The sequence below is a fragment of the Neoroseomonas rubea genome, assembly GCF_016106015.1.
Taxonomy (GTDB): Bacteria; Pseudomonadota; Alphaproteobacteria; order Acetobacterales; family Acetobacteraceae; genus Neoroseomonas; species Neoroseomonas rubea.
The window spans coordinates 1-5,087 of sequence record NZ_JACADQ010000309.1 but is presented as its reverse complement, the minus strand read 5'-3'; the positions used below and the strand labels follow the sequence as shown (position 1 = coordinate 5,087).

The 5,087-nt window shown below is 73.1% G+C and carries 6 protein-coding genes; 3 read left to right on the top strand and 3 right to left on the bottom strand.

The window, feature by feature from the left end:
* Nucleotides 1-209 precede the first annotated feature (209 nt).
* Both HW577_RS20445 and HW577_RS20440 read left to right on the top strand, forming a co-directional pair.
* Nucleotides 210-1,178 carry a Bug family tripartite tricarboxylate transporter substrate binding protein gene (locus HW577_RS20445; RefSeq protein ID WP_198377970.1) on the top strand — a complete coding sequence of 323 codons (969 nt, stop codon included), beginning with the start codon at nt 210-212 and terminating at the stop codon, nt 1,176-1,178.
* Nucleotides 1,179-1,185: 7 nt separating this feature from the next.
* Nucleotides 1,186-1,650: a hypothetical protein gene (locus HW577_RS20440; RefSeq protein ID WP_198377969.1), complete on the top strand. Its 465-nt coding sequence runs from the start codon at nt 1,186-1,188 to the stop codon at nt 1,648-1,650.
* A 22-nt stretch (nt 1,651-1,672) separates the two neighbouring features.
* On the opposite strand, the gene HW577_RS20435 is transcribed toward HW577_RS20440, so the two are convergent.
* Nucleotides 1,673-3,277, bottom strand: a complete 1,605-nt coding sequence (locus tag HW577_RS20435; protein ID WP_198377968.1) for a GMC family oxidoreductase — start codon at nt 3,275-3,277, stop codon at nt 1,673-1,675.
* A complete protein-coding gene (locus HW577_RS20430) occupies nt 3,267-4,217 on the bottom strand; it encodes a LysR family transcriptional regulator (protein WP_198377967.1) in 951 nt (316 codons plus the stop codon). Before HW577_RS20430 ends, HW577_RS20435 begins: the two co-directional genes overlap by 11 nt.
* 110 nt (nt 4,218-4,327) lie before the next feature.
* Here HW577_RS20430 and HW577_RS20425 point away from each other — a divergent pair, with 110 nt between their 5' ends.
* On the top strand, nt 4,328-4,762 hold the full coding sequence (locus HW577_RS20425; protein WP_198377966.1) for a DoxX family protein: 435 nt from the start codon (nt 4,328-4,330) through the stop codon (nt 4,760-4,762).
* 70 nt (nt 4,763-4,832) lie between these two features.
* Here the strand turns inward: HW577_RS20425 and HW577_RS20420 are convergent.
* Nucleotides 4,833-5,087: hypothetical protein (locus HW577_RS20420; RefSeq protein ID WP_198377965.1), on the bottom strand; the 255-nt coding region annotated here is incomplete at its 5' end.

Sequence of the window (5,087 nt, the reverse complement as noted above, 5' to 3'; positions counted from 1 at the left end):
GTCGTGCAGGGGCGGCGGAGGGGGCGCGCCGCGCCCGCGGCGCGACGGCACGGGGCATTGGGCCCACGCGTAGCACGCGGCGCGTGGCGGCGCGATGCCGGACCCGCTTCCCGCCTTGTCGTGCGGCCCCGCCATGCCAAAGTCCGCACCGCCGGGCGACCGGCCAAGAACGCCCGCACCGCTTCACGTTTATCCGGGGGATGTTTCCCATGATCCGCACCACGCGCCGCGCGACGCTCGCCGCCGGCCTTACGCTGCCCTTCGCCGCGCGCGCCCAGGAGTGGTCGCCGCGGGAGACCATTCGCCTGATCAATCCCTTCGCGCCCGGCGGGTCGCCGGACATCCTCGCGCGCGTCATGGCGCCGCACATGCAGGCCTTCCTCGGCCAGCCCATGGTGGTGGAGAACCGGCCCGGCGCGGGTGCTGCCGTCGGCACGCGCTCCGTCGCGCGCGCGGCCCCGGATGGCCATACGGTGCTGCTCGCACCGATCTCCTCGGTCATCGCGCCCTTCATGATGCGCGACCCGGGCTACGCGCTGTCCGACTTCAAACCGGTGTCGCTGCTGGCGACGACGCCCTTCGTGCTGGTGGCGCGGCCCGGGCTTTTCGCAGATGTGCGCGCCTGGGACGCGGCGGTGCGCGCCAGCCCCGGGCGCTTCTCGGCCGCGACGGGCGGTCCGGGCACGCCGCACCAGCTGGCCGCGGTGCTGTACCAGTCAATGCGCGGGGCGGATTTCACGCTGGTGAACTATCGCGGCACCGCGGCGGGCCTGACGGATATCCGCGCCGGTGCGGTGCAGTTCATGTTCGCCGACATGCCCGCGACCATGGGCCAGGTGCGCGACGGCGCGCTGCAGGCGCTGGCGGTAAACACGCCGCAGCGCGTGCCCGCCCTGCCCGACGTGCCGACGATGGCCGAGACGGTCGCGCCGGGCTTCGAGGCGAATTCCTGGGTCATGTGGTGGGTGCCCGCCGCGACCCCCGACGCGGTGGTGAACCGCCTGAATGCCGCTGCGCGGCACGCGCTGGCGCAGCCGGATGTGAAGGCGCGCGTCGCGGAAGTCGGCTTCGTCGGGACTGATGGCTCGGACGTCGCGACGGCGCAGGCGCATATGCGCACCGAGGCTGAGAAGTGGAGCGCGCTGATCCGGGCGAAGGGGCTGCGGTTCGACGAGTAAGGGCGCCATGACGCGGCAGGGACGCGCGGCGCTCGGTGGCATGCTCGGTGCCACCGTGGCCGGCGTCTGGGTCGCAGGGTGGCGCTGGGCCGATGCTGCGCCGTTGAGCGGCGACCTGGTGGCGAGCGGCGTGGGCATCGGCTTCGCGCTCACCTGGGCCGTGCTGGAATGGCCTGCACTGATGGCGTCTCTCGCCGCGGCACGGTCCTCGCGCGCCAGCGAATTGCTGGCGCCGCTGGACGCCGATGCACCGGGCATGCCGAGGCTCGGGACGCGTGCCATCCGTGGGCGCTTCGCCATGCTCGTGGCCGCCACCGCGCTGATGCTTTTGGCCGCGATGGTGGGATTGCGCGAAGGCAAGGTCGCGCTGATCCTGGGCGGGGCATTGATCGCGGCGCTGACGGGGTGGTTCGCCGCCGGCGATCTCGGCACGCTGCGCCGCCGGCGCCGCGAAGCGGATAGGCAGCGTTGATGGGCCAGCGCTGCACGTCGCACTAACCCCGCATATCCTCCGCGATCAAATCCGCCGCCTTCTCCGCGACCGACAGCACCGTCGCATTGATGTTGCACACCGGGATGTCCGGGAAGACGGAAGCATCCACCACGCGCAGCCCGTCGATCCCGCGCAGCCGCAGCCGCGCATCGAGCGGCGCGCCCGCATCGCCGCCCATCCGCACGGTGCAGGAGGGGTGGTACACGGTGCCGCCGGTGGCCTTCGCGAAGGCCAGCAGCACGTCGTCGGTCTCGGCCGACGGGCCGGGGCGGACTTCGCCGGCGACGATGCCGCGCAGGGGCTCTGCCGCCATCCAGCGGCGGGCGAGGCGCAGGCCCCGCACGATGCAGGCCTCGTCCGCGCGTTCGGTCAGGAAGCGCGGCGCGATCGCCGGCGCGTCCTCCGCGCTCGGAGATCGCAGCGTGACGGTGCCCCGGCTCTGCGGGCGGCATTGCCAGACGCCGAGCGTGAAGCCGGGCTCGCTCTCCGGCACGCCGATGCGGCCCTGGGCCCAGGAGAGCGGGCCGCCGTTGATCTGCACGTCCGGCGCCTCGAGCCCCTCCTCGGTGCGCGCGAACAGCGACATCATCCCCGGCGACCAGGTCAGCACGCCCTTGCCCGTGAAGGCCCAGCGCAGCACCTCGAGCCCAAGCCGCGGCCAGACGATGCGGCGGTTCGCCGACCAGCGATGATCCGTCAGCCGGAAGGTCAGCCGCGCGATGTAGTGGTCCTGCAGGTTGCGCCCGACGCCCGGCGCGTCGAGCAGCGGCGCGATACCGTGCGCGGCCAGCACCTCCGCCGGCCCGATGCCCGACAGGTGCAGCAGGTGCGGCGAGCCGATCGCGCCCGCGGCGAGCACCACGCCAAAGCGCGCGCGCAGCACGCGGTACTCGGTACCGCGGCGGATCGCGATGCCGGTGGCGCGCCCGTCCTCGACGATGACGCGCAGCACCAGCGCCTCGTCGATCACGGTCAGGTTCGGCCGTGACAAGGCGGGCACCAGGTACGCGCGCGCGGCCGAGACGCGCCGCTGCCCGCGCCGCGTCTGCTGGAAGGTGGCGAAGCCTTCGCGCCGCGGCCCGTTCATGTCGGCGTTGACGGGCAGGCCGATCGCTTCCGCCGCGCGGGCGAATTCGTCGAGCAGCGCGGGGGTTTCCGCCAGGTGCTCGATCGGCTGCGGGCCGGACGTGCCGCGCCCTTCGCCGCCGCCGGCGAAGGATTCGTGGCGCATGAAATAGGGCAGCAGGTCGTCCCAGCCCCAGCCCGTGCAGCCCTTCTGCGCCCAGAGGTCGTAGTCCGAGGGATGTCCGCGCACATGGCCGAGCCCGTTGATCGAGGACGACCCGCCCCAGACGCGCCCGCGCGGATAGTCGAGCGCGCGGTTGCCCGTCGCCGTGTCCGGCTGCGTGCGGAAGCCCCAGGTCAGGCGCGGATGGTCGAGGATGCGCGCATAGCCCGCGGGGATGTGGATGTAGGGATGCCGGTCGCGCCCGCCGGCCTCGATGACGGCGACGGTCGATCGGCCATCGGCGGACAGGCGGTTGGCCAGAACGCAGCCCGCGCTGCCGGCGCCAACGATGATGTGGTCGAAGGTGTCAGTCGTCATCGCCGGGCGACGTCTCCCCCACTTCCACCGCCGGCACGTCCCGCGCGATGGCGAGGATGGTGCGCCGGACCCAGGCATGCCCCGCATCGCCCTCCAGCCGGCGATGGAAAATCATCGACAGCCGCGTATGCCGCATGCCGAAGGGCGATTCCCGCAGCGCGAGCCCATGCGCAGCCGAGAGCAGCCGCGCCAGCCGCGCCGACAGCGTCATCACCATGTCCGTCCGCAACAGGATCTCGGGTACGGCGGACAGATGCGCCACCACCGCGCCGAGCCGCCGCTTCTTCCCGCGCGCGGCCAGCGCCGCGTCGACCGCGCCGTCGCGCGACCCGTTCGGCGAATGGAGAAGATGCGGAAAGGCGATTAGCCGGTCCTCGTCCAGCATGCCCTTGGCCAGCGGATGGTCCGGGCGCATGAGAGTCAGGAAGCCTTCCGGCAGCAGGCGCATGCGCGTGTAGATCGCCGGCGGCTCGGGCAGCACGCCGATGGCGAGCTCCGCCTCCCCGCGATCGAGCAGCGCCTGCCAGTTGGTGCGGTCCGCATGCCGCACCGCGAGCAGGCAGCCAGGCGCTTCCTTCGCCATGCGTTCCAGCAGCGCGGGCGCCAGCACGGCCTCGGCGTATTCGCTCAGCGCCAGCGTGAAGACACGGTCGCTCGTCGCCGGGTCGAAGGGCGCATGGGCGGCGAGGGTGTCGCGCAGCCGGTCCAGCACCTCTGCGACCGGCCCGGCCAGCGCCAGGGCAAGTTCCGTCGGCTCCACCCCGCCCGGGCGGCGGAGGAACAATTCGTCGTTCAGCGCGGCGCGCAGGCGGGCAAGGGCGTTCGACACGGCAGGCTGGGAGAGGTTCAGCCGTTGCGCCGCGCGCGTGACGTGCCGCTCGCGCGCCACAGCGTCGAACACCCGCAGCAGGTTCAGGTCGAGGGTGGAGAGGTCCGCCATTCGCGGGCGTGATGATGGACGTTCGGAGGCTCCGTTGGAAGCGCCCCGGGCCGTGGGCGCATGGTCCGCCCATCACCGCGGCACGAGGCCGCGCAACGGAGACACGGACCATGCTCGACACCCGCACCACCACCCCCTACGCCGCCCTGCTGCTCCGCGTGAGCCTGGGCGTGATGTTTCTCGCCCATGGCGCGCTGCTGAAGCTCGGCACCTTCGGGCTGGCCGGCACGATGGGGTTCTTCGGTTCGATCGGCTACCCGCCCATCTTCGGCGCGATCGTGACCTTCGCCGAGATCGGCGCCGGCATCGCGCTGATCGCCGGTGTCGGCGTGCGCGTGGTCAGCCTGCTTGCGCTGCCGATCCTGATCGGCGCGACGATCCAGCACCTGCCGGCGGGCTGGATGTTCAGCCGCCAGGGCGGCGGCTGGGAATTCCCGGCCTTTTGGACCGCCGCGCTGCTGGTGCAGGCGGGGCTCGGCGCCGGCGCCCATGCGCTGGACGTGAAGCGGCTGCTCGGGCGCGGCGCGGTGCCGGCGCAGGCCTGAAGGTTGCGAGGGGGCATCGCCCCTTCGCGCTCCCCCACCGAGGGCCGAAAGGCCCTCGGAACCCATGACCCTACAGTGACGACAGGGCGCGCGCGGCGACCGTCGCCGCCGCCAGGTCGCGCGCCGCAGCCGCTTCCCGCACAAGCGTAGCGACCGCTTCCGCACGAACGCCAGCCGCGGCACCTCCAGCCAGCCGCGCGGCCGCGAGGCGCGCCTGTTGCGCGGACACCTCCTCGGCCAGCGCCGCCCGCGCCCGAGGCCCGAAGGCTCCCGGCGCCGGCGCCGCGACGATGGCCCCGCGCAGCGCATCGAGCGCGAATTCCTC